We start from the raw sequence: 25,407 nt of genomic DNA on the forward strand, positions 1-25,407 counted from the left end.
ATCGACATCTCAGTGCTTGGTCACGTCCAGAGCGCGGATGTGCTCTGGTGACCAGGAAAGTGAAATCGAACTGCCTACCGTCCAACTGTTGTTCATGTGCGAGGCCGGCAGTTTGACCATGAAGTTCGGCTGCCCGGCAATTTCGGTGATCATGCGCACGTGGTCGCCCAGGTAGATGTATTCCTGAATGCGCGCGGTCAGCGGTGTGCTGCCCGCCGGGCCGACCACCACCCGCTCGGGGCGGATGCACAGGGCCACCTGGTCGCCCGGCTGGCACTCGGCCACCGGCACGGCGCGGATCAGGCTGCCGTCATCCAGGCGCGCCACGGCATACTGCTCGTCGCAATACATAAAGGTGCCGAGCAAGGTGTTGTTCTCGCCGATAAATTGCGCCACGAAGCTTTTGTTCGGGGCCTCGTAAATGGCGGTCGGGGTGTCGATCTGCTGGATCACGCCGTCGTTGAACACCGCCACGCGGTCCGACATGGTCAAGGCTTCGCTCTGGTCGTGGGTCACGTACACCACGGTCAGGCCCAACTGCTGGTGCAGGTGCTTGATTTCCAGTTGCATGTGCTCGCGCAATTGCTTGTCGAGCGCGCCCAGCGGTTCGTCCATCAGCACCAGTTTGGGGTCAAATACGAGCGCACGGGCCAGGGCGACACGTTGCTGCTGGCCACCCGACAGTTGCGCGGGGTAGCGTTTTGCGAAATCGGTGAGTTTCACCATGTCCAGGGCGCGGCTGACTTTGTGCTTTTTGTCGACGCTGTTCATTTTGCGGACAGAAAGCGGAAAAGCCAGGTTTTGCTCAATGGTCATGTGCGGGAAGAGCGCGTAGTTCTGGAACACCATGCCGATGTTGCGCTTGTGTGGCGCAAGGTTATGCAGCGGCTTGTCGTTCAGGTAAATCTCGCCATGGGTCGGCGTTTCGAAGCCGGCCAGCATCATCAGGCTGGTGGTTTTGCCCGACCCGGACGGGCCCAGCAGGGTGACAAATTCGCCTTCTTTAATATCGAGGTTCAAATCCTTGACCACGGGGCGTATGCCGTCGTAGGTCTTCTGAATATTTTTAAAACTGACCAAGTGTTTCACGTAACCATCCTCACTTGAGAGCAGGCGCACAGCATCTTCGCCAGGGCATGCACGCTCATCATGATGAGAGGCACCGGCGCGCAGATAACGTCGTGGACCTGCCACCGGGGAACCGGTGGCAGGGTGACCAAGAGGCGGGGGTTTACTTCTGGGCGACCCAAGCGTTGAAACGCTCGGTCAGCGGTTCGATGTTCTCAACCCAGAACTCGACATCGATAGGGATCGATTGCGCAAGGTTTTCCGGGGTGGTTGGCAGGGTGTGCTTCAAGTCTGCCGGTACGAACTCGTTGGCGTTCTTGTTGGTCAGGCCGTAAGCAATGTACTTGGGCAGCTTGGCCTGTGCTTCTGGCTTGCTCGCGAAGGCGATGAAGTCCATGGCTTCGGCTTTGTTCTCGCTGCCTTTGAGCACAGCCCAGGAGTCGATGGCCGATACGCTGCCGTTCCACAGGAACTTGAAGTTTTTGCCTTCGTTGGTGTTAAAACCGGTGATGCGGCCGTTGTACGACGAGCTCATCACGATGTCACCGGCAGACAGCATTTGCAGCGGTTGTGCTGCGGCTTCCCACCACACGATGTCCGACTTGATGGTGCCCAGTTTGTTGAAAGCACGATCGACGCCTTCCGGGGTGCGCAACACTGTGTACACGTCGGCAGGTTTGACCCCGTCAGCAATCAGCGCGAACTCAAGTGCGTATTTAGGACCTTTGCGCAGGCCGCGTTTGCCGGGGATTTTTTCAAGGTCAAAGAAGTCGGCCCATGAGGTTGGCTCGGTCTTGAGCTTGTCACCGTCCCACGACAGGCCGGTGTTCCAGACGATGTTGCCGACACCGCATTCGCTCACGGCTTCGGGAATAAAATCAGCTTTGTTGCCAATTTTGGCCCAGTCAATTTTTTCATAGAGGCCGGACTCGCAGCCCAGCACAAGGTCTTCGCCTTCTACTTCGACTACGTCCCAGTTAGGGTTGCCGGCTTTGACTTTGGCGTCGAGCACGCCCACTCCGCCATCCCAGCTCTGGTCGAGTACTTTTTTGCCGGTTTGTTTGGCAAAAGGTGCAAAAAACAGCTCGCGCTGTGCGTCCTGAAAGTTGCCTCCCCAGGAGACAATCGTTAGATCACGGGCAGTGGCAACTTGGGAAGCTGCTAAACCAATGAGGGCAAGTCCATATGCTGCAACAGCGTGGCGTGATTTATGCATTATTAGCCTCTACGCAGATGTTGTGATTCAGTGGTAAAAATTTTTACCACTGGTAGTGTCTCCAGGCAAGCTTTATTTTCGCTGACGGTTTAAACCCTGAATCGCCCGATAAACGGTAAGCGTTTGTTTTCTCACGTCTAAAATTTAATAAAGACTGACAAACCCAACTGTCGGTGTTTTTTTTAGCTAGAGTAATAAACGTTTTCTTCAGGGATGAGCCTGTTTGAAACCGTGCTACTTTGCTGCGCCTGGAGTGTGCAACAGGATACGGGATTACCCGGCCTGGTGCGTTTAAGTTGCCTTTACCGTGTAAGAAAATTCGGCAGTTCAAGGTCCACATTAAACTTTGGCCCGCTCGGGTGCCGTTTAGCTAAGGAATTCACCGTGACAGAAACATCGGCGACAGGGCGAAGCCCGCATATCCGGGAAGAGCTCCCTGAAAGCCCACCAGAGGTTTTGGAGACCGCCACCGTAGGCGCAAGGCTCAAGGCGTTACGACAAAGTCGAGGTCTCTCGATCAGGGGCCTGGCAGAGCTGGCCGGTGTGCCGCATGCCACGCTTTCGATTATCGAGCGGGATAAATCCAGCCCGTCTGTGAGCATCCTCAAGCGTTTGCTCAGGCCCTTGAACGTCACCCTCAGCGTGTTTTTTTCCGACTCGGCGGTGGTTGACCGCGCCGTGTTTTACAAAGCCAATGAGCTGGTCGAACTCGCTGATGGCAAGAAGCTATCATACAGGCAAGTGGGAGCGAATCTCGAAAATAGTTCGATGATGATCCTCCATGAACGTTACGAACCGGGTGCAGACACCGGTGAAGAAGGCGAAGAGCTGTATTCCCACGACGCCGAAGAGGGCGGCATCGTCATTGAAGGGCGTTTGGAAATGACCGTAGGTGATGAGATCCGCGTGTTGTCGCCGGGGGATGCTTACTACTTTGACAGCCGTCTGCCGCATCGCATGCGCAACCCGTTTGATGAAGTGTGCATCGTCGTCAGCGCGGTATCGCCGCCGACCTTCTAACCTATAAGCAGGGGCAGCCGTTGTGGCTGCCCCTTTTGCGTGGTGGCGTGCTAAAAAGCCGCTACTGCGCCGTCAGACCTTGGGTCTGCTCCGCCTTCCACACTGCCATCGGTGGATCTAAACGCGCACCCGGCATGCCCGCAGGTTTCGTCGAAGTCTTCGAGCAGTTCGATCTCGTGGCCCATTTCGCGCAAGCGTTGCACCGTGTCCGCAGCGAAACGGTTTTCCAGCTTTAACGTGTCGGATGACTGCCCCCAAGTTCGCCCCAGCAACCAGCGCGGCGCACTGACTGCCGCCTGGGGGTTGAGCCCATGCACCACGGCGCGGGTAAACACGGCGCACTGATTTTGCGGTTGGCCGTCACCGCCCATGCTGCCGTACACCATCACGCGGCCATCGTTTAGGTGAGCCAAGGCCGGGTTGAGGGTATGAAAGGGCTTCTTGCCCGGTTTCAGGCAATTGATGTGAGCCGGATCAAGGGAGAACGACGCCCCACGGTTTTGCCAATTGACGCCGCTGTCCGCCAAGACAATCCCCGAACCGAACTCGTGATAAATGCTCTGGATCATGGAGACGGCGTTGCCGTGCTGATCAATCACGCCCATCCACACGGTGTCAGCGGGGCCCTTGCCAGCGCCCCATGCCGCCGCCTGATGCGGGTTGATGCGCCGGGCCAGATCATCCAAAACAGGGCGCTGTAAAAAGCTCGCCGGGTCGACCTGCATGTGCAAAGGGTCGGTGATGTGCGCGTCACGTACCTTGAACGCCTGTTTGGTCGCCTCGACAGCGGCATGCACGTAATCAGGCCCGAACGGGTCGGACGTGCTACCGGTGACGCGGTCCATCAGCCCGAGAATCAATAGAGACACTAGCCCCTGGGTGGGCGGCGGCATGTTGTAGACCCGCCCCAGGCTGTGCTCCAGCATCAGCGGACGGCACTCGATGGCTTGATGTTGCTGGAAATCGGCCAGGCGCAGCGGACTGCCTGCGGTCTGAAGCGCTGCCGACATCTGCTGCGCCAGGTCGCCACGGTAAAAGTCGGCCAGCCCGGCGTGTGCCAGTTGATCGAAGGTCGCCGCCAGGCGCGGTTGCCGGAACAGGCTGCCGACCTCGGGCACTTGACCTGCGTGTAGAAAAGTCTCGGCAAACCCCGATACATCCCGCAACTCGCCCGCCTTGGCGAGGGTGCTGCGGTGCTGACTGGCGGTCACCGGGACGCCGTGGCGGGCGTAGAAAATCGCATCTTCCAGCAGGCGCGGCAGGGGGATGTGTGCGCCCACCTCGCGTGCGGCCACCTCCAGGCTGCGTTCCCACGCGCTGACCGTGCCAGCCATGGTCAGCGCCGCATCCGGCCCGCGAAACGGGATGGCCGAGCGGCCCTGATAATGGTTGGCGCTGATCCCTGCCGCGGCCTTGCCACAGCCTTCCACGCCGATGAGGGTGGGGCCGGTCGGCGTGGCCAGAGACATCAGCCAGAAGCTGTCGCCACCGATCCCGTTCATATGCGGGTAAGCCACGGCAATGGTGGCCGCCGCAGCGACCATGGCTTCGACGGCATTGCCGCCTTCGCGCAAAATCGCCAGGGCCGATTGTGAAGCCAGGGCGTGGGGCGCCACCGCGATACCGCGCCGACCACGGACGGAATTAAACATCGTGTTTCTCCAGTACAAAACCCGTGCAAACCGCGCCCGGCCGCTACTGCCGGGCGCGGCGTCAGGCGGCCCTAGAAGGCGTAGTTAAGCTCCAGACGGTTCTGGAAGAAGTCGCTCTTTTTCGGCGAGGTTTGTACCCCCACCCAATCAGTCACGCTCAAGCCCTTGAGGGCGCCGTCAAACGAATAAATGCCATACAGCAGGTATTCGGACTGGTTAATGCTGCTGGTGCCGGCGGTCGGCGTCAGGTCCATGTACGAGTAGCGCGTGCCCACATAGAGGTTTTGCGTGGCGCTGGTGCTCACATCCAGCGAGTAGGCGTTACCAGAGCCCAGATCCTGCGGGCTGGTGAAAAACGGCGCTGCAAAGTAAGGGCCGCCGGCGGTGTTGTGGGCATACGGGGTGACCAGGCTGCCATTGTTATAAGCGTTGGGCGCTGCCTGGATATGGTCATAGCCCAGGGCAACTTTGTAAGCCTTGTAGTCCACGCCCAGTTGCGCGCCGAGAGTGGTGCTGTCGACCTTGCCGGCCAGTTCACGCCCATCACCTGTTCCGCGCATGTATTGAATCCCGGCATTAGGCCGCCAATCGCCCGTCACCTTGGCCACGTGAGCCTCGCCGTAGTTCAGGTTGGTGTAGTCATAGTAATGCTCGTGCCATAACTGGCCGCTGTACTTCAGGTCGCCGATGGTCACTGCACGACCGCCGCCGATCACCGCCACGCCTGCAGTTTCTTCGGTGGTGGAATAGGTGTTGGTCTTGGAGAAACGGTCGTCGCCCCAGCCTTTCCAGCGATAAAAACGGGCCAGCGACAAGAAGTTGTCTTTGTCACCGTAATGCACGTTCAGGCCTTGAAACAGGATTGGTACATTTCGCCAGTCGTAATCACTGATAAAGGGCAGATCGACGCGCTGGTTACCGGCGGTGATTTTAAAGTCATCATGTTCCCAACTTATATACGCCTCGCCCACGTTCGCCACATCGGTACCAATATCGGGAAAGGTACTGGCTTTATCATCGGGGCGATTGATTGTGGTTTGACCAATCAAACTTGCGCCCAATCGGAAACCGTTCAGTGCCGCTGTTTCATACTTGATAAAACCGCCATAACCCACAGTGTCCTGATTCAAGTGTTTGACGAAGTAGGCGTTGGTGTCCGTGTAGTAACGCAGGCGCAGCGCGCCAGAAACTGTGCCTTGGGTCAACATGTCTGCCAGGTCGTCAGCCTCGGCGGATGTGCCCGGTGCATCAGCCATTGCCGCGTTACTTATTGCGCTCAACATGAGAAAGCCGCCTAGACCAATAACGTGAGTGATAGCCGAAAAACTGCGAGGCGCCATTAGAGTGCTCCAAATAATTAAATAGGTTCGCGCTGCCTGTTCCAGTCAGCGTCTTAATGGCAGTTTTTGCGTTTAACACTCAAAGTTATAAATAGCTTTTACGTTCATTCAGTCATGCAGCCGATGACCGTGATCATCGACCTGACATTACAGACTGCGACGTTTTTATTATGTAAATGCAACAGGGATCAGTGCGCCGTGGAGTCCGGCTTATTGGCAAAATGCTCCATGGAAAACGCTGATACTTCTTCCAGCAACGTCACTATTCGAGTGGCTGCACGTTTAACCAGTATTTCGCCGCGTTCGGTATCTGCCGCCGCCGCATTGCCACACGCGCCGCTGGGGTGGAGGTCCTGGGCTTGCCAGCCGAAGCCTACGGCGCCTTCGGGGGACAGCATGCCGCCTTTCTTCTCAAGCCCCACCGATAGCGATTCCCAATGCTTGGCGTGGTCCATGTCCACCAGGTCGCCGTGCAGGTACAGCATCATGCTGGTTTCGACTTCCCCGGCATGGATGCCGTGCTTGAGTTCATGCTTGTTGAACAAGTCGCCCATCTCGGTCACGGAGTACCAGGCGCAACCGACCGCCATCATCCCCAGCTCGATGCGTAAACGGCGGCACACGACCTCCATGATCTGCGGCTGACCGCCGTGGGCGTTGACGAAGACAATCTTGCGCACACCCGCCCGGTACGCGCTTTGCGCGACTTCAAACCACAGCTGGGCCAGGGTATCGGCAGAGATCGTCAAAGTGCCGGGGTAGTCGATGTGTTCATCGGACTTGCCGATCGACAAGGTGGGCAGCACCAGCACCGGGAAGTCCTCGGCCATGTTGCGAACGGCTTCTTCGATAATGCCGTTGCTGATCGCGCTGTCCACTTTGACCGGCAAGTGCGGGCCATGTTGTTCCACCGCGCCCACCGGCAGCACGGCCACGATGTTGTGCATGTCCAGGCGGGCGAAATCCAGTGCCGTCAGATCCCACCACCAATGCGATTTCAATTTCATGCGTTTCACTCCTTCAAGGGCTATGACGTTGCCGCCATCAGCGACACGTGGGCAGACACAATTCGCCAACCGGCGTCAGTGCGCAGCCAGGTCTGGCTTTGTCGACCCACCACGGCGGTGTTTTCTCGTTTGAATTCCAGGTTGCAAATGGCCACGGCGTCGCCGAAGCAGGTGATTTCACGCCGTGTCACCACGCGTTTGGGCGAGCCGCCCGTGCGGCCTTTACGAAAGTCGCGAATGGCGTCGATGCCGTACAAGTTCTCGCCCACGCCATAACGCAGGGTGACCGGCGAATCGCAAAACAAGCCGTCTAGGGTTTCCAGGTCGTTGTCCATCAGGGCCGTTTCATAACGATCACACTGGGCCGTTACCTCGCTGAGCACCTGCGCCGAATCGACAGCGAAGGGGCCGATAGTCAGTTGTTGCATCACTCACACCTCGTATCAGAAAGACCTTTGATCAGCTCTGTGGACTGGGCCACGAACCCGAAGCACTGGCGCGTGTTGTACACCGCCGCCGCCATGCAATACGCAGGTGAGGTGGTAGCGCAGCAGTCTTCGAGCAGGATGCAGTCATAACCCGCCGAGTTGGCATCTTGCAGGGTGTAGAGCACGCACTGATCGGCATTGACCCCGGCAAACAGCAGAGTGTTGACCTGCAGATTGCGCAGGATGCTGTCCAGATCGGTGTCCTTGAACCCTGACATCCTGAACTTGTTGACCTGAACATCGCTTGCTTCGACGGTCAGCTCATCCACAATCTGTGCCGACCAACTGCCCGCCTGCAAGACCGCCGCTCCGTTGCCGGGCAGCGGATCACCCAGGCCCACACCGCGACCATCGGGGTTGTATACATGCAAGACCGCAGGCGGCAGGTTGAGCCGGTCGGGCCGATTGCCCCAATTGACCCACACCACCGGCACCTGATGGGCCCGCAGCACCGGCAGCAATGCCTGTAGCGGCTGAATCGGGCGCCGTGCTGGCGAAATGTCGACACCGATGGAGCTCAGCCAGCCCTCGGGGTGGCAAAAGTCGTTCTGCATGTCGATGACCAGCAGCGCGGTTTTCGTCAGGTCAAAGCGGATCTCGCGCTGGTTGTCGGTCACACTGACCGGCCTGGGCTCTGCACCCTTGCGCACCATGTCGACCCTCTGAGCGCTCACCTGCCAGGCGCCAGCCGGGCTGGCCCCCAGTTGCACCAGCGATGCAGCGCGAACTCGTTGCGTCATGCCTGGTCACCACGCAGTACCCGCAGGTCTTCGGCGTCCAGCTCAACGCGTGTGCCGGAGCGAATCAGCTCGGCAAACCCTTCGTTGGGGGTCATAACGGTGAGGGTGTAGAGCTTGTTCGGGCCGGTGTTGCGAATCACGTGTTCGCTGCCAGGGCGCAGTAACAAACTGTCGCCTTTGCGGATAGACAGTTGCTCACCGTCCGACACGGCCACGCCTTCACCCGACAACACAAAGAAGAATTCGTGGGCGAGGGTGTGGGAGTTCGGCGGCGTGGCGCCGCCGAGGTTAAAAATCTCGATCACGAAAATCGACTCCACCTGATCCTTCGCCGGGTCGAACAGCACCGCAAAGTAGTTGGTATCCGTTGGACTGATCCGGAAAACTTCAGCGGCCTGTGCCTGCTGAAACGAAAAGCTTTTCATGAGGGTTCCCTCTGCTGATGGCAGCCCGGACTCGCGGGTAGCTGCTGTCGATGTCAAGCCGATAATGAACGTGAGAAAGCTGCATTAAAAGCATCAAATTCTTGATAGGGTGTTGCCTTTAAGTTCACATGGAAATGCTCATGCACAGCCGCATCCTCAACTACCTCGACGAGGTCGTACGCACCGGTTCCATCCGTCAGGCTGCCGAGCGGTTGCACGTCTCTGCCTCGGCCATCAGCCGCCAGATCATTGCCCTGGAAGAAGACCTCGGCACCCCGATCTTCAACCGTACCGCCCGCACCCTGGTGTTGACCGCTGCCGGGGAAGTGCTGATCCGGCACATCCGCGACACCTTGAAAGACATGGCGCGCACCCAGGCCCTGATCGATAGTCTGAAGGGCCTGCGGCGCGGGGAAGTCACCCTGTGTTTCATGAGCGGTTTGGCGGCCAGCCTGATCCCCGGCGCCGTATCGCTGTTTTTGAAGAAAAACCCGCGCGTGACCATCAAGTTGCAATTGATGACCACCGGCGAGGAAATCCTCGAAGCGGTCGCCTCCGGCGCGGCTGACCTGGGCGTGGGTTTTGACTTTGCCAACCAGCCGGGGTTGATCCACTTGAGCCACTCCATTGCCCGCCTGGGCGCGGTGATGGCGCCGGACCACCCCCTGGCCGAGCGCTCGACCCTGCGCATTGCCGAGTGCATGGACTACCCGCTGATCCTGGCGGATGGCACCACCGCCATTCGGCCCTATCTGGACCGCGTGTTGTCCAAGGCGCCGCCATCGTTGACCACCTGCGTAGAAACCAACGCCATTGAAACCATGCGCAGCCTGGCCATGTCCGGTCACTTCATCACCTTTCTGACCCTGTTCGACATCGACTCCGAGCGCCAGCAAAAGCGCCTGGTGTATATCCCCGTGCAGGAGTTCACCCAAAAGCCCCAGAGCCTCATGCTGGTGGGCAAAGAAAAAGGCATGTCCGCCATGGCCAGCGTGTTTGCCGAAAGCCTCAAAGTGGCGCTCTTGCGCACCACCGAAACGGGGTGAAAGGAGCCCGGTTTTCGACGCCGGGGCGCCAGCGCCTACAGAACGGTCGGTGCATGCCAACCCTGTAGCCGTTGACGAGCCTTGCGAGGCTACGTCCGGCTGCGCAGCAGTCGTAAAACCATCCGTCACGATGCTGCGGATACACGCAAAGATCAAAAGATCGCGAGACAAGCTCGCTCCTACAGGGTCTTTAGAATCAATCACTTATTTTCTGTTTGATAGGAGTTGCCGCCCCGTCTACGACGCCGCGCTGTCGCGCAGCTAACAGGCCACTGTAGTCGCTGACGAGGTACGAAGGCTGCGATCGGCTGCGATCGGCTGCGTGCAGCCGTAAAACCATCCACCTCGGTATTCTTGGGTACATATCCATTGTTGCGGCAACGGCCACTTAGGGTTCCGGCCTTACGCCGCGTTACTTTGAAAAAGCGCAAAGTAACCAAACGCTTTTTGCCCCAACCCCTCTGCGCAAAGCCTGCGTTCGGCCAGCGTGGTTTAACGGGGCCTCTTAGATCAAGATCAAAAGCCGGATCAAGATCAACAGATCGCGAGCAAGCTCGCTCCTACAAAGTTTTTAGAATCAATAACTTATTCTGTGTTTGATAAGAGTGGCCGTCCCGTCTTCGACGTCGCGCTGTCGCGCAGCTAACAGGCCACCGAATATTTTCAGCATCCCCCAATCGGTTCCCTCTCCTTCGGGAGAGGGCTAGGGTAAGGGGGCTCTTAGATCAAGATCAAAAGATCGCGAGGCAAGCTCGCTCCTACAAGGTCTTTAGAATCAATCACTTATTTTATGTTTGATAGGAACTGGCTAGCCGTCGAATCAGCTCGAGATCCGAGCCCGCTCGCGCGACAAACGACAACCCCAATGGCGCACCTTCCAGGCTGCCCAATGGCAAGGTGATTTGCACCAACCCGGCATGGCCCGCCACCGACAGCAAGGTCAGCGCCGCGTTGCGATACTGTTCAAGCCCCGATTGTGCTGCGGTGCGCAGCGGCGCGGGCCCCGGCGCGGTGGGGTAAACCAGTACCGTGCCGTCTGCCAGTACTCGCTGCAGCCCTTCACGGATGGCGGTGCGCTGGTTGCGCGCACCATTGAAGGCCGCTTCGCTCAGTTGGCTCGCCGCCTGGAACCGCTCGTTAATCCCCGGGCCAAAGGCAGGCTTTCGCCGAGTAATCCACTCACCCAGCAAGTGCCAGATTTCATACCCTTGATGAGTGCGAAAAGTCGGTAGCAAGCTGTCGCGTGTTTCAGGGTCGAACAGCACCCGTTGTTCACACCCTTGCGGCAGGTAAGGCCGCAAGGCTGCCTGCACCGGGGCACTGCACAGCGCCCATAAATCGGTCGGCGCCACCCAGCGAGCCGGTGCCCCCGAAGCGACTGGCTCGCACAGCGCGTTAGCCAGCCGCGTCAACGTGGCCAAATCGCGGGTGAAAAAACCCGGGACGTCGTAACTGGGCGCCAGACCCAGCATGCCTTGCGGCGAAAACAGCCCATGGCTCGGCCGCCAGCCCACCAGCCCGCAAAAGGATGCAGGCAGGCGCACCGAACCGCCGGTGTCGCTGCCCAGGCCGATATCGGCCCGGCCAGCCGCCACGGCTGCCGCCGATCCCGAGGACGACCCCCCGGGCACCCGGTCGACTGCCGCCGGGTTGATCGGGGTGCCATACCGACTGTTGACGCCCATCAAGCTGTAGGCCATTTCGTCCATGTGGGTTTTGCCCACGATGGAGGCGCCCGCCTCCAGTAGACGAACCACCGCGTCAGCGTGGGCCAGCGCGGGTGTCTGGTCTTGGGCGTATTCGGGGTTGCCGGCGCCGGTGATATGGCCCGCAATGTCGAAGTTGTCTTTCACTGCCACCCGCAGCCCGCCGAGCGTTCCCGCTGGGGCCGGATGCACGAGCGCATTCGTGAACAGTGATGTGAACGGATCACAAATCTCAGTCATGGTGTCGATCTCGTCAGGACGCCAGAAACGGCAGTTCGATAAACGACCCATCCGCACCGCCCAAGCGGATGACGAGGGTGGTCACCAGCGCCTCCACGGCCGGGCTGGTCATCGGGTTTTGCCCGGTGCCGGGGTTTATCGGGTGGGACGGGAAATCACTGGCAGCAATCGACAGGCGAATCCGCTCCCCAGGCTGCAAGGTCACGCAGGTCGCCACCATTGGCACTTGAACAGGCGCCTCGGGCGCTTGGCGAAGGTGCACATAACCACTGCTCAGCGGCTGCGCGACACCCGACGGCAGCACCCGGGAGAATACGCAGGACAAATCAAAGCTGCGGCGGTCGCAGGTGGCGCTCACGGTGGCTGAAAGATCACCCGCCAGCACCCGCGGGCTGGTCAGTGCTGGCGAGGTGAACGTCAGGACGTCGCCCCGGTAGTCCACGGCGCTGCGGTCCACCGGGCCGGGCACCGGACCGAAGCAGCCGCCCACCGCTGGCGCCGGGCGCCAGGGGTCATGCACCACGCATTCGCAGCCAGGCTCAACCGGTTGCTCGGCCAACGTGCCCGCTTCAACGTCCATGCTCGCTCGCCCCGTGCCTTGCAGGTACAGCGCACGCTGTTGGGTGGGCCAGTCGGCGAAGGTTCGCCACTGCAAAGTGCCCATGTCGAAGAGACGAATACGGCTCTGCCCGGCGGGGGCAATGCCTTTGAGGTGCTCATCAAAAAACGCTATGTGCAGGGCGTCGGTGTTCAAATCGGCCTCGGGCCCGAAGTCTACGCCGCCCACATGTCGACGCCACGGAAAGTGCAGCCACGGGCCCACCACCAGGCGCAGGGCAGGGTGCTTGAGCCGCGTCAGTTCATGGAACGCCGCCAGCGTACCGTTGATAAACGTATCGAACCAGCCGCCGATCAACAGGGTGGGCAAGGCGCGGTCGGCGATCTGTTCGGCCTTGGCATAAGGTGAGATCGCGGCCCAGTTGGCATCGTCGACGGGCCATTGGCGCCAGTCCTGGTAATGCGATTGCCCGGCGTGTTCGGTCAGCACCGAAGGTTGCGCCGACACGGCTTGCTGCCAGGTGGGCGCAGCGGCAAATGCCTTGTGCTGGGCATAACCCTGGGTATCGCCTTGGCGGCGCGAGGCTTCGGCGCTGATTTGCACGCCCCATTCGACCATTTGCTTGAGCTGCATGGCGCCGTTTTCGTACATCCAGCCACGGCCAATGTCCCAAGGGGCCATGGCCGGTGCCACGGCTTTGAGCGACGGGCAATCACCCGCCGCTGCGAGCAATTGCGCGCAGCCTTGGTAAGAAAACCCATACATCCCGACCTGACCGTCAGAACCGGGCAATTGCGCGGCCCATTCAACGGCGGTGGCGCCGTCGGCTTCTTCGTGGCGGCCCGGGTGGAACGTCCCTTCGCTGGTGCCACGGCCGCGAATGTCCTGCACCACCACGAGGTAGCCATGGGCGGCATACCAGGACGGATGCGCGTAACACAACGTGCAAGCGATGCGCCGCCCATAGGCCTGACGCATCAACAGCACCGGGAAGCGACCCGTGCCGATCGGACGATACACATCGGCGTCCAGCCGGACGCCATCGGCGGTGGTCATCGACAGCGTTTCAGGGGCCTGAACCTCAAGCAACCCTGGATAGGTGAACGTAGAACTCATGATCGCGTGAACCTCGCAGCAACACGTTTCAGGCAGCGCCCCAGTGCCAGGGGCGGTGCGGTCAGGTAATTAACGCCAGCCCCGGATCTTGCCGGGGTTGAGCAGCCCGGCCGGGTCAAAGCGCCGCTTGAGCACCAGCACCTGCGGGTCAAGCACGCCACCGTGCTTGCCGTCTTCGAGGTGGAACACGTGCGGGTCGTCGATCCGGATGCCGCAACTGCGGTGAGCCGCCATCACCGCCTGGAGGCGTTCTGGCGTCTGGTAGCGCACCAGCGGCATGCCCACGCACAGCACGCGGCCTTGTGCGTCACGAATGAATTCGAGGTGGCTCATCACTTCGCCGGGCTCATGCCACTGGGCGATGGCCTGCAGTTGTTGCCAGGTCTCTCCATACGCGTAGCAGGTCTGCAAGTAGGTGAGGTTCTTGTCTTCTTTCAACGCGTGCAGCGTGGTGTGGTTCCAGCAATATTCCAGCAGTGTGTGGCCGGTTTCCCGTACCTCGGCGGCGGTTTTGGCCACGGCAATATGCCCGCCAAAGCTTGCCAGCACCTGTTCCAGCGGCTCACGGCCTGCGGGCGTCAGCGCGGTGATTACGGCATGTTCCTCGGCGCTGCGGTAGGCGCTCAGCTCGGTGAAGTAATTGACCACGCCGGCCTCGAAAAAGGCGATGTTGCGCTTGCTGATGGCGGGGCTTTGCGCGAGGGCTTCGGCGCAATGAAAGGCAGCGTCGGCACTCGGGAAGCTCAACAGGTACTCGTCCCACTCTTGCGCTGGCGCCACGGCAATCTCAAGTTCCAGGACGATGCCGTTGGTGCCGTAGCTGTGGTTGAGCAGCAGCAGTTCGGGGCCGCGTATGTCGACAATCTGTGGCTCGGCTTCAACGGTGAGAATACGCGCAGCCAGCAAGGTGCCATGGGCGGCCAACGGCCCGTAGGTGATCGAACCGATACCACCGAAACCGCCCGCGAACAGGCCGCCCAGTGTCGCCATGCGATAGGTGGACGGCATGCAGCGCAGCTCCCGGCCATTTTCACGCAGCGCGTCTTCCAGCACTGCAAGGCGGATTCCTGCCTGGGCGCAGACCACATCGTCGCGCACCCACTGCACGTCGCTCAGGCCGCCCATGTCAATCACCAGCCCGCCCTGCAAGGGCACGGCCTGACCGTAGTTGCCAGTGCCGCCCCCGCGCAGGGTCATACCGATGGCCGCCGCGCTGCAGGCGGCGACGATCTGGCGCAGTTCCTCAACGTTACGTGGCTTGACCGCCAGGTCGGCCACGCAGTCAGCCAGATCGTTCTTCAAGATCGGGCTGAACCAGTGAAAGTCTTTGGACAGGCGTTTGAGTTGGAACGCGCTGCTAATCCAGTCCAGCTCGGGCAATGCTGCACACAAGGCCTGGACGCGAGTTTTTTGATCAGTCATGAACACACCTGCAAAGAGAGGTTGAAAAGGTCACGCGCCACGGTCGGATTCACTGTCGTGCCAGCGCCCGATGGCCTTGTTGGACAACAGCGACATCCCCGCAAACAGCGCGATACCGACCACGGAAATCAGGAACAACGCTGCAAACATGCGCGGTATGTTGAGCTGGAACCCGGCCTGCAGAATCTGATAGGCCAGCCCCGTGTTGGTGCCGCCGGTGCCTGCGACGAACTCGGCCACCACGGCGCCGATCAGCGCCAGGCCGCTGGAGATGCGCAGCGCGGCAAAAAAGTAGGGCAACGCCGTGGGCACCCGCAGGCGCAGCAGCACTTGCAGGCGACTGGCGCGGCGCAGCTTGAAGTACGCCAGCAGCCCCGGTGACACACTGCGCAGCCCCAGCGCGGTGTTGGAGATGATCGGAAACACCGCCATCAATGTGGCGCATAGCACCATCGCCAGGGTGGTGTTGCTGACCCAGATGATGATCAACGGCGCCACCGCCACCACCGGCGTGACCTGTAGCAGCACGATGTAGGGGAAAAACGCCAGTTCAATCAGGCGGCTCTGCACGAAGATGAACGCCACCAGCACGCCGATCAGCACCGACAGCACGAACGACAGCGCGGTGATTTTCAGCGTGAACAGCAGCGCAGGGCCGAGCACGCCCCAGTCCTGAATCAGCGCGGTGAACATCATCACCGGCGTGGGGATCAGGTAGGCGGGCACCTTGAGTGCCGTGAGCACCAATTGCCAGGCGACCACCAGAACGATGGCAATCACCAGCGGGATGATGATGCGTTGCCGGGCCGGATTGGCGATCCAGGGTGTGGCTTTGACAGAACCGCTCATGAGGCTGACTCCTGACTGGCGGCCACCAGTAAGTGATGTAAATGCATGGCGTATTCACTGAAGCGTTTGGAGAGGCGAAACGACTCGTCGCGCGGGAAGGGCTCGTCGATCTTGATGTCGGCGACCACGCGTCCCGGACGCGCCGCCATGACGATCACCCGTTGCGACAAAAACACCGCTTCGTGAATGGAGTGGGTGACGAACATCACCGTCCACTGGTGGCGCTGCCAGAGGTCCAGCAAGTCGCTGTCCAGGGCGTTTCGGGTGATTTCGTCCAGCGCCCCGAACGGCTCATCCATCAGCAGCAAGTTGGGCTCGACCACCAGCCCGCGAGCGATGGAGGCGCGCATCTGCATACCGCCGGACAACTCCCGGGGCAGCGCATCGGCGAACTTCTCCAAACCCACCCGTTGCAGCGCAGCCGCCACGCGACGGTCGGCTTCCTGGGGCGGCACACCTTCAAGCTCCAGGGGCAGGCGCACGTTTTTAAGCACGCTGTTCCAAGGCATCAGGGTGGCCTCCTGGAACACATAGGAGAGGTGTTTGCCGGTGCTGGCCAGCTTGTTGACCGGCTTGCGCCAGAGCAACAAGCGCCCGTCGCTGGGTTCGATCAACCCGGCGACCATCTTGAGCAAGGTGCTCTTGCCGCAGCCCGAGGGGCCCAAGAGCGTAATGAACTCGCCTTCAGCAATGCTCAGGTTGACCGGGCGAAGTGCCTGGGTGCCATTGGCATACACCTTTTCGACCGACAGCGCTTCAATGGCCATCGGCGCGCTGGCGGTTGTCATGGTGGGTGCGGGGGGCACCAGAGAGGCAATCTTCATGGCATCACCGGTGCTTGCTCGATGAAACGGGTGGTGTACGTCTGATCCAGCGGCACCTTCGCGCCATCGATCAAACCGTACTGCACGGCCATGTCCCAGGTCTGCTTCATACGCGCTGGGGTGATGACGCCGATACCGCCGGTCTGTGCATCGCCGCCGGTCACCAGGCCGGTGCTGCGCAGTTTCTGCACCGAGTAATCAAGCTGGTCTTCGGTCATGGCCGGGTTGGCTTCACGAATCAGCTTGTTGCCGGGCGCCGGGTTATCCAGGTAGTGCTTGAAACCCAGCATCGAGGCATGCACAAAGGCCTTGAGCGCGTCGGGGTGCGCATCGGCCCAGCGGCTGTCACAGGCAATGGAGTTGCCATAGGGCGGGTAGCCCGCCTCGCTCAGCGGGTAGACCTTGAACGTGGCGCCAGCCTTGGTCAGTGAGTAAGGCTCAGAGGTCAAGTAACCCTGTTGCGCCAGGTTGTTGTCGGCCATGAAGGGCTGAACGTTGAAGCTGTAGGGGCGGGTGTGTTCGTCGCTGAAACCGAGTTGCGATTTCGCCCATGGCCACCAGCTGGAGTGCACAGAACTGGAGATCAGGATGGTTTTGTTGCGCACATCCTTGAGGGTCGCGACATCATCATGGGCAATCACCACGACCGGGTCATGCTGGAAGGTCGCGCCCACCATGACCAGCGGCACGCCTTGCTGACGCGCCGAAAAGATCGCGATGTCTTCACTCAGGATGCACTGCGCCCGGCCAGCCGCCAGCAGTTGAATGGCATTGACCTGCGGCCCGCCCATTTGCACGCTCACATCGAGGCCTTCTTTGGCGTACAAGCCTTCTGCCTGGGCCTGATAGAACCCCCCATGTTCGGCCTGGGCGTACCAGTTGGTCATGAAGGTAAAGGGCGTGGCAGCCTGGGCCTGGCTGCCCAGGCACGCTAGGCCGGCCAGCAGGATCAAACGATTTCGGACCTTGGATTCAAATCTCATGCTCAGCGAGCTCCTCAAGTGGGATAAGGCGACTTCAAGATTGACTCTGGGTGTGGTCGGTACTGCATTTACCGACCCGCTGGCGTCCTGGTGGGCACTGTTGGGTCTGGGTCGAACTCGGTTATGGCGATGTCTGAAGCCACGAGGCGGCGCTCATGCCAGCCCCCGCAGATACGTGGTGAAGGCCTCGGGCACGTGTTCACCGTGCAGCACGCTGCGTGCGGTGTCGGCAGGCCAGCTGTAAGGGTCGGTGCTGTGCAGCAGCGTCAGGTGGGCGGCCTTGCCCGGCAGGTCGGCGCCATGCCCTGCGCGGCTCAGCCAGTCGGCGCGGCACACGGTTTGCGACCAGGTGTCGAATACGTCATCGAGCTGCGCACTCAGCACCGCCAGTTGCAACGTGCTCAGCGGGTCGTAGTTGCCGATCGGGCAAAAGGCGTCTTGCACGTTGTCACTGCCCAGCAGCAGCGCAATGCCCCGCAGGCGGGCCTCTTTGAGCAGGGTCAGGCCGCGCAGCCTGGGGGTTCGGCCATGCACGGCGTCTTGCAGATACAGATTGGTTGCGGGCAGCGCGACGAGGGTAATGGGCGCTCGGGCGACGTCATCCAGGGTGGCCTGGGCCTGAGTCTCTGGGTAGGTCGAGAGCGCACAGGCGTGGCTGCAGACGATCCGCCCGGGGAACTGCATGGCCGTGGCCGCACGGGCAACGGTTGCCAGCCCGCACGCCGCGCTGTTCAGTTCTTCATCAATGTGCAGGTCCAGATCTAGCCCGGCCTCGGCGGCACAGGCCAGCAGGTTGTGCAGCGCCTGCGCATTGAAATTGCTGCTATGGATAAACGCGCCCAGCACGCTGCGCGGGGCCTGGGTGTCATTGGCCAGGGTGTGGGCAATGCGCTGCGCTACCGTCTTGTCGGCCAACAGTGGCAGCGGCAACAAGGCCACTTGCTCAAGATGAAAAGACGTGTCCTGGGCCAGCTCGCGGATCACCTGCCAGGCGGTAGGCGTTTCGGCACTCCACCAGTCGAGGTGGGTACGCAGGTGCGTCACTCCCTGGCTGCGGGCTTGCCCGAGCGCACGGCTGGCGCGCTGGCGCAGATCTTCCGGGGTCCAGAAAGCGCGATCAGCCTGGGTGGCTTCAATGGCCCCCAGCAGGCCTGGGGTTATCGCGCCCAAGCGACGGCGGGTGTAGGTTTTGTCCAGGTGCGCGTGGGGCTCAACCAGGCCGGGCAGAGCGAGTGCGCCCAGGCAGTCGAGGCCCTCACCGGGGCCGCTGGCCGGTTGCACGCGGGTCACGATGCCGTCGTCGATATCGAGCCGTGCCGTATCAGGCTGTCCCGCTGTGCGTGGCCAGGTCGCAGGCAAGAGCCAGGCGGGAAGGCGAAGATTAGTGAGCTGCAGGGCCATCGCTAGAGCTCCAGTGTCAGGCTGTCGGAATGACAGCCGGCACAGCACAGAGCAACGTATGACTGGCGATCCTCGTCGGTCAGGCATTCATCTTGATGACGCGGGCGACCGTCCTGCCAACCCACCACACAACTGCCACACACCCCTTGTTCGCACACGGTTTCGCAGGCCACGCCGTTGACGCGCAGGGCATCGATCAGGCGCTGTCCGGCGGCGACTTCAATCTCCCGGCCGCTGGCCGACAACAACAGTCGGTAGCCGTGTTCGCCACCGGTGCTCACGGCGCTGGCGCTGAAGTGCTCTTGATGCCAGTGGGCGTCTGGCAGCGCCGAGTAATGCGCCTTGACCGCCTGCATGAAACCGTCCGGGCCGCAGCAGTACACATGGGCGGCGTTGTCCGGCAGCTCAAGCGTACCTTGGCTGCTGTAGCTCACGGTCACGCAGTCGCGCCACGGCCCTTGCTCCAGCAACGGGGCAAAGAGCAGGTCTTCACGCTGACGCACCCTGGCGATCAACTGAAACGCTGCACCCGAGTGATGCAAGCTGTGCGCCATGGCGATCAATGGTGTCAGGCCGACCCCGGCACCCACCAGCACATGCAGGCCCGGCTCGTGGGTCAGTGCAAACAGATTGCGCGGTGCACCGATGCTCAGATCGCTGTCGATGTGCGCCAACTGATGCAGCGCTCGTGAGCCGCCACGGCCATCGACTTCGTGCTTGACCGCAATCTCATAAAACCCGGTGTGCGCGGGGTCGCTGCACAGTGAATAGGCTCGCCGCACACCCGGCGCGATCTGCACCTCGACATGCGCGCCAGCACTGAACGGCGGTAGCGGGGCACCGTCGCGACGGGCCAGACGCCAGCAGTCAATAGTTGGCGTCAGTGCGTAACGGTGTTGAACGAAAACTTGGACATCAGCGGCTTTTGACATTTTTTGACCAATCGGTTTGATCGAATGGTTTGTAAAAAGCAATGTCTATGCCAGCGCCGCTGCGTGACGTTTTTTGAGGTGTGAAGGGGGAGGGTTTAGCGGTTTAGACCGGCACCAATGAGCACAAAATTGACCAGTTCATCGAGGATTTCTGCGCGCTGCTCCGGCACTTGCAGGGATTGCCCCAGCACGCGCTCTGCTTGCAGGGCGTAATCGGCGTAGTACTGGGTCATCGCCCAGATGTGCATGAGGAACAAGCGGGGGTTGAGGGCGCGTATTTCGCCGGCATCCACCCAGCTCTGGATGCGCTCGATGCTCTTCTCGGTCCAGGGCGTCGCGTTCTCCCAGAAGGGCTGCAGGCGATGCCCGCCGCTGATCAGCTCGTGGGTGAAGACACGGGACAATTCCGGTTCTTGCAGCGCCAGATCGAGCTTTTTACGCACGTAGTCGGCGATCACTTGCGCGGGCGTCTGGCTATCTTTGTCCAGGGAGAACAGCGCGGCCCACTTAATGTAGATCTGTTCGAGGATCGCGGTGTAGAGCTGTTCCTTGTCTTCGATGTAGTAGTGCAACTGAGATTTGGTCATCCCGGCGCGTTTGGCAATGGACTGCGTCGAGGCGCCGTTGAAACCGTGCAGGCTGAATTCACTGATAGCGGCCGCGCGGATATTGTGAAGAACTTCATGACGACTCAATTTGGCGGTTGCGGACCGCTTCTTAGGCTTCTCGATTGCATTCATTTAGTGCACCCGTGGCAAGTTTGATGATTTTTTGAACCATTCCAGAGCAGCTCGGCGCGTTGGCGCGTATTGCCCGGAATCTGGCCTAAGCGTACCCATTAAACGGTGCCGGGGCGAGGTCGGTGCACGCCAACCCCATCCGCCACGGTGCTGTGCATACACGCCAGGAGCAAAAGATCGCGAGGCAAGCTCACTCTTGTAAAACACAAATAAGTGATTGATTCCTAAGGCTCTGTAGGAGCGAGCTTGCTCGCGATCTTTTGATCTTTATCTAAGAGCCCCCCTCACCCTAGCCCTCTCCCGAAGGAGAGGGAACCGATTGGGGGATGCTGAAGATATTCGGTGGCCTGTTTGATGCGCGACAGCGCGGCGTCGTAGACGGGGCGGCCACTCCTACAGGGACGGTGGGTGGTTTAGTCCCAAGGCGATGCCTTAAGTTTCTGTTCCAGAAAATCCCTGAATACACGTATGCGCGGGCTCAGGTGTTTGCGGTGGGTGTAGATCAAGTAAATGGGCTCTTTGGACGGGATGTCGTAGGCCTGCAGCAAGGGCACCAGCCTGCCTGCCTTGAGGTCTGCGCCAATATGGAACTGCGCAAGCTTGACGATCCCGCCGCCGTTCAAGGCGATGTCGCGCTGTAAATCCCCTTGGGCAAAGACCGCCTTGGGTTTGATGGCTACCGTGACGGTTTCGCCGTCGACCCTGAACTGCCAGTTGTTCCAGGCGCTGTTAAAGGCAAAGTTGTAGCAGTCGTGGTTGAGCAGGTCTTCCGGATGATTGGGCGTGCCTTTACGGGCGAGGTACTCGGGGGAGGCGCAGATGATCCACGCGCTTTCACCGATTTTGCGCGCCACACGCGATGAGTCCGGCAACACGCCGCTGTGAATGGCGATGTCCAGGCCCTGGTCAAAGTGGTCGACATATTGTGGGCCGACCTGCAAATCAACGGTGAGGCCTGGGTAGGTCGCCATAAACTCCGGCAGCCAGGGCATGATCTGGTGTTTGGCGAAGGTGGTCATGGTGTGGATGCGCAACGCGCCGCTGACCTGGGTCGGGAAGGCCTCGGCCAACGAGTCGGCTTCGGCCATGGCGTTCATGACTTTGCGTGCGCTCACCAGGTAGGCCGAGCCTTCTTCAGTGAGCGTGAGGCTGCGGTTGCCGCGCTGGAACAGACGCACTTGCAGGCGGTTTTCCAAGCGGCTGATCAGCTTGCTGACGGTGGACGGGGTGATTCCGTTCGCCCTGGCGGCCACCGAGAAATTGCCGTGTTCGTGCGCCCACAGAAAGGCTTGCATCTGGGAAAAATTATCCATTTTTATTCTCATCGCAACGAATGCGAGCAGCCTGCCATCAATCACCCGCTCAAACAACTCGCCTCACTGGCGCAGGTGGCTCAGCAGTGCCTGCAATGGATGCTGCAACGCTTTGCCTTCATGGCGCTTGACCTGGCTGCGGCAGGAGTAGCCATCGGCAATCAGGTTGCCGCTCGGCATGTGGCGTTCGACCAGCGGCTGCCAGGACTGCGAATAAATAACCGCCGAGGTTTTGGCGTTGCGGGCTTCATGGCCGTACGTCCCGGACATGCCGCAGCAGCCGCTGGGCAGCACCTGCAACGTAAGGCCAAAACCTTCAAACACCTTCTTCCACAGATCAACGCTGCCCGGCTCGTTGGTGCGCTCGGTGCAGTGCGGCAGGAACTGGTACACCTGCGGGGCGCCGTGCTTGAGCGTATCGGGCAATGCTGTCACCAGCCACTCTTGCGGCAGAGCCACTTGCGGCGCGCTGCCTTGTTCGAGGGTTTTGGCGTATTCCTGGCGGTAAACCAGGGTCATGGCCGGGTCGAGGCCCACCAGCGGTATGCCGCTTTGTTCCAATGCCAGCAAGCCTTTGGCGGTGTTGGCCGCGGTCTTTTTAAAGGCCCCGAGAAAGCCCTGCACTTGCAACGGTTTGCCATTGGGCGAGAAGGGCGCGAGGTAAACCTGATAGCCCAGCCGGGCAATCAACTCGATCCATTGCGCCGCCAGTGGCGTCTCGAAATAGCGGGTGAAGGCGTCCTGCACCAGGATCACGCTGCGTTGGCGCTGCTCGTCACTCAACCGTGAAAGGGTTTTCGGCGTGGCGATTTGCACGTTCCATTGCGCGCACACGGCATGGAAATCCATCAGGCTCAGCAGCGGGCTGTCGACCATGCCGACCACACGTTCCAGCAGGTATTTGACCGGCGCGGCGCTCATCAAGGCGTTGTATAGCTTCGGGAAGCGCGCAATGTGCGGGATGCTGAATTCCAGCGAGCCCACGGCATAGTCTTTGAGCGGGCGCAGGTAGCGGCTGTGGTAAAGCTCCAGAAAACGCGCGCGAAAATCCGGCACGTTGACCTTGACCGGGCATTGCCCCGCGCAGGATTTGCACGCCAGGCAGCCAGCCATGGCGTCATACACTTCGTGGGAGAAGTCTTTCTCGCCCAGCAATCTGGCCAGCGAGTTGCGGGTTCTGCGCAGCACGCCGGTGGAGTAATTGCCCAGCAGGTCCACGCCTTGCGCCCCTTGCTGGCGCAACCATTCACGCATCAGCGAAGCGCGGCCTTTAGGCGAATGGATGCGATCACGGGTGGCTTTCCAGGACGGGCACATCGCGTCATCCGGGTCGAAGTTGTAGCAGGCGCCGTTACCGTTGCAGTGCACGGCGCTTTGGTAGCTTTGCCACACGCGCTCGTCGATTTGCCGGTCCAGATCACCACGCAGCGGCACTTCGTCGACGCGAGTCAGGCGGGCCGTGCTGACCTGCGACGGGGTGGCGATTTTGCCGGGGTTGAGCTGGTTGAACGGATCAAACGCGGCTTTAATCGCCTGCAACGCCGGGTACAGCGCACCAAAGTATTTAGGCCCGTACTCAGAGCGCAGGCCTTTGCCGTGCTCACCCCACAACAAGCCGCCGTATTTGTGCGTCAGGGCCGCCACGCCATCGGAAATCGGGCGGATAAGCGCCGCCTGGCGCGGGTCTTTCATGTCGAGGATCGGGCGCACGTGCAACACCCCGGCATCGACGTGGCCGAACATGCCGTACTCCAGCGCGTAGCTGTCCAGCAGGGCGCGGAACTCAGCGATGTAGTCCGCGAGGTTTTCCGGCGGTACGGCGGTGTCTTCTACAAACGGTTGCGGCCGGGCCTCGCCCTGCACGTTGCCGAGCAAGCCCACAGAACGCTTGCGCATGGTGTAGACGCGCTTCACCGCTTCGCTGCCCACCGCCAACGTATGGCCTAGGCGGCGTACGCCGTTGTCGGTGTTCAAGTGTTCGATAAAGTCATGAACGCGCTGCTCCAGGCGCTCATGGTCATCGTCACTGAACTCGATCAGGTTAATGCCCAGAGTGGGCGTGTTCAGGTCCTGGGGGAAGTATTCGGCGACGCCATGCCAGACGATGTCTTTCATCGCCAGCATCAGGACTTTTGAGTCCACCGTTTCGATCGACAGCGGCTTGAGGGCCATCAGCGCCTTGGCATCGCGCAGCGCGTCCATGAAGCTGGCGTAGCGCACGTTGACCAGAATCGAATGCTGCGGGATGGGCAGCACGTTGAGCTTGGCTTCGATGATAAAACCCAGCGAGCCCTCAGAGCCGCACAGCAGGCTGTTGAGGTTGAAGCGCCCATCGGCTTCGCGTAGGTGGGCGAGGTCATAGCCGGTGAGGCAGCGATTGAGCGGCGGGAAGATTTCTTTGATCAGTTGTTGCTGGTTATCGGCAATGTCTTGCGCGCAGCGATACACCTCGCCGATCACGTCGTTGCGCTCGGCCTGTTGGTGCGCCAGTTCGTTTGCCAGAGCCTGGCTGTCGAGGCGTTTGCCGCCCAGCAGCACTGTAGACAGTTCGAGCACGTGGTCGCGGGTTTTGCCGTAGGTGCAACTGCCCTGGCCGCTGGCGTCGGTGTTGATCATGCCGCCGATGGTGGCCCGGTTCGAGGTGGACAGCTCGGGGGCAAAGAACAGGCCGTGGGCTTTCAGTGCTGCGTTGAGCTGGTCTTTGACCACGCCGCTTTGCACGCGCACCCAGCGTTCTTCGACGTTGATGTCGAGGATGTTATTGAGGTGGCGGGACAGATCGACCACCAGCCCGTCGGTCAGCGACTGGCCGTTGGTGCCCGTGCCGCCGCCACGTGCGGTCAGCACGATAGAGCGGTATTCCGGCCGCGCAGCAAGTGTGCTCAGGCATTCGACATCGGCGTAGTCTTTGGGGAACACCGCAGCCTGCGGCAAGCGCTGATAAATGGAGTTGTCGGTGGCCAGCACGGTTCTGAGGCCGAAATCACTGGCGATTTCACCCTTGAAGCCTTCCGTTGTCAGTGCGCTTAGAAAACGTTGATAAGCGTCATCAAGACGATGGAGAGGGGCGAGGCGGGCGATCATCGGTGGTATTTCCTGCAGGCAAATTCAGTTCTACATTCACTCGGCGCATGGAGCTGGCTAACGCGCTCGCGCGGTGAAATTGATTTGGCAGGATTTTCAGGGTCTTGGCGCGACAAGGCAAACGTATAACGTGCAGCCTTTGCATGAGGTTTGTGCATGAATGGGTGCGCAATCCCATTGTAGGAGCGAGCTTGCCTCGCGATCTTTTGATCGTTTAAAAGATCGCGAGGCAAGCT

General features: G+C 60.5%; 22 protein-coding genes. 2 read left to right on the forward strand and 20 right to left on the reverse strand.

The window, feature by feature from the left end; all coding sequences use genetic code 11:
- Positions 1-9: 9 nt before the first annotated feature.
- Positions 10-1,113 (reverse strand): ABC transporter ATP-binding protein, encoded by a 1,104-nt coding sequence (locus QMX84_RS07445; protein WP_262125464.1) that lies wholly within the window; start codon positions 1,111-1,113, stop codon positions 10-12.
- Between the two features lie 118 nt (positions 1,114-1,231).
- Positions 1,232-2,284: an ABC transporter substrate-binding protein gene (locus QMX84_RS07450; protein WP_282363501.1), complete on the reverse strand. Its 1,053-nt coding sequence runs from the start codon at positions 2,282-2,284 to the stop codon at positions 1,232-1,234.
- Positions 2,285-2,497: 213 nt separating this feature from the next.
- On the opposite strand from QMX84_RS07450, the gene QMX84_RS07455 reads away from it, so the two are divergent.
- The gene (locus QMX84_RS07455) at positions 2,498-3,304 is read left to right on the forward strand and encodes a cupin domain-containing protein (RefSeq protein WP_227024728.1); all 807 of its coding nucleotides are present in this window, start codon (positions 2,498-2,500) and stop codon (positions 3,302-3,304) included.
- A 50-nt stretch (positions 3,305-3,354) separates the two neighbouring features.
- Here the strand turns inward: QMX84_RS07455 and QMX84_RS07460 are convergent, their stop codons facing one another.
- The 6 genes from QMX84_RS07460 to QMX84_RS07485 all read right to left on the reverse strand — a co-directional run bounded on the left by QMX84_RS07460 (position 3,355) and on the right by QMX84_RS07485 (position 8,956).
- Positions 3,355-4,956, reverse strand: a complete 1,602-nt coding sequence (locus QMX84_RS07460; protein WP_282363502.1) for a gamma-glutamyltransferase — start codon at positions 4,954-4,956, stop codon at positions 3,355-3,357.
- Positions 4,957-5,027: 71 nt separating this feature from the next.
- On the reverse strand, positions 5,028-6,239 hold the full coding sequence (locus QMX84_RS07465) for an OprD family outer membrane porin (RefSeq protein WP_178110229.1): 1,212 nt from the start codon (positions 6,237-6,239) through the stop codon (positions 5,028-5,030).
- A gap of 245 nt (positions 6,240-6,484) precedes the next feature.
- Positions 6,485-7,303 carry a creatininase family protein gene (locus QMX84_RS07470; protein WP_282363503.1) on the reverse strand — a complete coding sequence of 273 codons (819 nt, stop codon included), beginning with the start codon at positions 7,301-7,303 and terminating at the stop codon, positions 6,485-6,487.
- 20 nt (positions 7,304-7,323) lie between these two features.
- A complete protein-coding gene (gene hpxZ / locus QMX84_RS07475; RefSeq protein ID WP_282363504.1) occupies positions 7,324-7,731 on the reverse strand; it encodes an oxalurate catabolism protein HpxZ in 408 nt (135 codons plus the stop codon).
- Positions 7,731-8,531, reverse strand: a complete 801-nt coding sequence (locus tag QMX84_RS07480; RefSeq protein WP_282363505.1) for an isochorismatase family cysteine hydrolase — start codon at positions 8,529-8,531, stop codon at positions 7,731-7,733. Before QMX84_RS07480 ends, hpxZ begins: the two co-directional genes overlap by 1 nt.
- A complete protein-coding gene (locus QMX84_RS07485; RefSeq protein ID WP_153393201.1) occupies positions 8,528-8,956 on the reverse strand; it encodes a cupin domain-containing protein in 429 nt (142 codons plus the stop codon). Before QMX84_RS07485 ends, QMX84_RS07480 begins: the two co-directional genes overlap by 4 nt.
- 140 nt (positions 8,957-9,096) lie before the next feature.
- On the opposite strand from QMX84_RS07485, the gene QMX84_RS07490 reads away from it, so the two are divergent.
- Positions 9,097-10,002 (forward strand): LysR family transcriptional regulator, encoded by a 906-nt coding sequence (locus QMX84_RS07490; RefSeq protein WP_218581088.1) that lies wholly within the window; start codon positions 9,097-9,099, stop codon positions 10,000-10,002.
- A 788-nt stretch (positions 10,003-10,790) separates the two neighbouring features.
- Here the strand turns inward: QMX84_RS07490 and QMX84_RS07495 are convergent.
- The 12 genes from QMX84_RS07495 to QMX84_RS07550 form a co-directional block, all read right to left on the reverse strand.
- A complete protein-coding gene (locus QMX84_RS07495; protein ID WP_282363506.1) occupies positions 10,791-11,948 on the reverse strand; it encodes an amidase in 1,158 nt (385 codons plus the stop codon).
- 13 nt (positions 11,949-11,961) lie between these two features.
- Entirely contained in the window at positions 11,962-13,623 is a 1,662-nt protein-coding gene (locus QMX84_RS07500) for a CocE/NonD family hydrolase (protein ID WP_282363507.1), read from the reverse strand.
- 69 nt (positions 13,624-13,692) lie between these two features.
- Positions 13,693-15,045 carry an FAD-binding oxidoreductase gene (locus tag QMX84_RS07505; RefSeq protein ID WP_282363508.1) on the reverse strand — a complete coding sequence of 451 codons (1,353 nt, stop codon included), beginning with the start codon at positions 15,043-15,045 and terminating at the stop codon, positions 13,693-13,695.
- A gap of 30 nt (positions 15,046-15,075) precedes the next feature.
- On the reverse strand, positions 15,076-15,894 hold the full coding sequence (locus tag QMX84_RS07510; RefSeq protein ID WP_048369913.1) for an ABC transporter permease: 819 nt from the start codon (positions 15,892-15,894) through the stop codon (positions 15,076-15,078).
- Positions 15,891-16,718, reverse strand: a complete 828-nt coding sequence (locus QMX84_RS07515) for an ABC transporter ATP-binding protein (RefSeq protein ID WP_282363509.1) — start codon at positions 16,716-16,718, stop codon at positions 15,891-15,893. The genes QMX84_RS07510 and QMX84_RS07515 overlap by 4 nt, the downstream gene beginning before the upstream one ends.
- Positions 16,715-17,701, reverse strand: a complete 987-nt coding sequence (locus tag QMX84_RS07520) for an ABC transporter substrate-binding protein (protein WP_262125436.1) — start codon at positions 17,699-17,701, stop codon at positions 16,715-16,717. The genes QMX84_RS07515 and QMX84_RS07520 overlap by 4 nt, the downstream gene beginning before the upstream one ends.
- Positions 17,702-17,854: 153 nt before the next feature.
- Positions 17,855-19,102 (reverse strand): amidohydrolase family protein, encoded by a 1,248-nt coding sequence (locus QMX84_RS07525; RefSeq protein ID WP_048369917.1) that lies wholly within the window; start codon positions 19,100-19,102, stop codon positions 17,855-17,857.
- 2 nt (positions 19,103-19,104) lie between these two features.
- On the reverse strand, positions 19,105-20,034 hold the full coding sequence (locus tag QMX84_RS07530) for a PDR/VanB family oxidoreductase (protein WP_282363510.1): 930 nt from the start codon (positions 20,032-20,034) through the stop codon (positions 19,105-19,107).
- A gap of 95 nt (positions 20,035-20,129) precedes the next feature.
- On the reverse strand, positions 20,130-20,774 hold the full coding sequence (locus tag QMX84_RS07535; protein WP_282363511.1) for a TetR family transcriptional regulator C-terminal domain-containing protein: 645 nt from the start codon (positions 20,772-20,774) through the stop codon (positions 20,130-20,132).
- 413 nt (positions 20,775-21,187) lie between these two features.
- Positions 21,188-22,087 (reverse strand): LysR family transcriptional regulator, encoded by a 900-nt coding sequence (locus tag QMX84_RS07540; protein WP_282363512.1) that lies wholly within the window; start codon positions 22,085-22,087, stop codon positions 21,188-21,190.
- 63 nt (positions 22,088-22,150) lie between these two features.
- Positions 22,151-25,171, reverse strand: a complete 3,021-nt coding sequence (locus QMX84_RS07545) for an FAD-binding and (Fe-S)-binding domain-containing protein (RefSeq protein ID WP_282363513.1) — start codon at positions 25,169-25,171, stop codon at positions 22,151-22,153.
- The coding region (locus QMX84_RS07550) for a hypothetical protein (RefSeq protein WP_282363514.1) at positions 25,168-25,407 on the reverse strand (240 nt) is incomplete at its 5' end. The genes QMX84_RS07545 and QMX84_RS07550, both read right to left, overlap by 4 nt.

Origin of the sequence: Pseudomonas sp. PS01297, assembly GCF_029959305.1 — a bacterium.
Taxonomy (GTDB): domain Bacteria; phylum Pseudomonadota; class Gammaproteobacteria; order Pseudomonadales; family Pseudomonadaceae; genus Aquipseudomonas; species Aquipseudomonas helleri.